We start from the raw sequence: 898 nt of genomic DNA on the forward strand, positions 1-898 counted from the left end.
GAGGCGGTGGTACTTTTTCATTTGTGCGTTAGACATGGACATGCCCGCTTCGGACTCCCTCTTTTGTTCAGGCATAAAATCTAATATCTTTCCATCGTATTGTTCTTGCAGATAGAAATGCCTGTCCATGCCCATGTCTCCGAAAAATGCCGTGGCCACTTGCCTCGAGAATGTCCTCCAGTCGTGCATGCCGCAGTTCAGCCCGTAGTCGGCTGCAAGGTTGAAGGCTTCGTAAGCATCCACGACCAAGGCCGGCTTGCTGTGGTCTAATCTTCTCAATCCTCCCCGTTTGCTCCTTACGGTGACAGTATTCAGTTTCCGTTCGGTGAAGCTTTCCCGGCTTGCGGAATCCTGCAAGGCAAATTTTTCCTCGAAGGTAGCATCCTGATAGTAACTGTATGGCTTGGGAAATACCGGGAAGAACGGGTCGAGTTTGACGTAGAACTCGGGGCAGGCTTGTTCGTCCATGAATCCTTTCCTTTTTATTCTTCTTTTATATTTTTCGTTTTTTGTACTGTCCGAAGCGCTTAGGAATAAGACGTAGTTGTCGTTGACGACAGCCGAAGGCATGTAGAACTTTCCGTTTTGTGTGGTTTGTGAAACATCCACGATGTCTCGGTCTTGTATGAACGAGGCGGACACGTTCACTTCCTTTTTCATCTTTTTAATGAGCGGACCATAGAGGTCTTGTAGGGTCAGGACTTTGGCGAGGGCGGGGTCTATCCCCCCTTTTTTACTATAGTCTTGTGCCGTGGTATAAATTGCTGCCGTGTTAGCTATGGCGGGTATGTACACAGGTTCACCGTAGTTTGTTTCCTCCAAGAGCGAATTGGTTTGGTGCACGCTTCCGCAGAGTGTCTGAATCTTTTCCGGCAGGAACTCGAACTGCGTTTTTTCC

General features: G+C 48.4%; 1 pseudogene. It reads right to left on the minus strand.

The features are described 5' to 3' along the window. Window positions 1-898 (minus strand): annotated as a pseudogene (locus HMPREF9442_RS08925) (hypothetical protein); the annotation flags it as partial.

This window comes from Paraprevotella xylaniphila YIT 11841, assembly GCF_000205165.1.
Lineage (GTDB): Bacteria > Bacteroidota > Bacteroidia > Bacteroidales > Bacteroidaceae > Paraprevotella > Paraprevotella xylaniphila.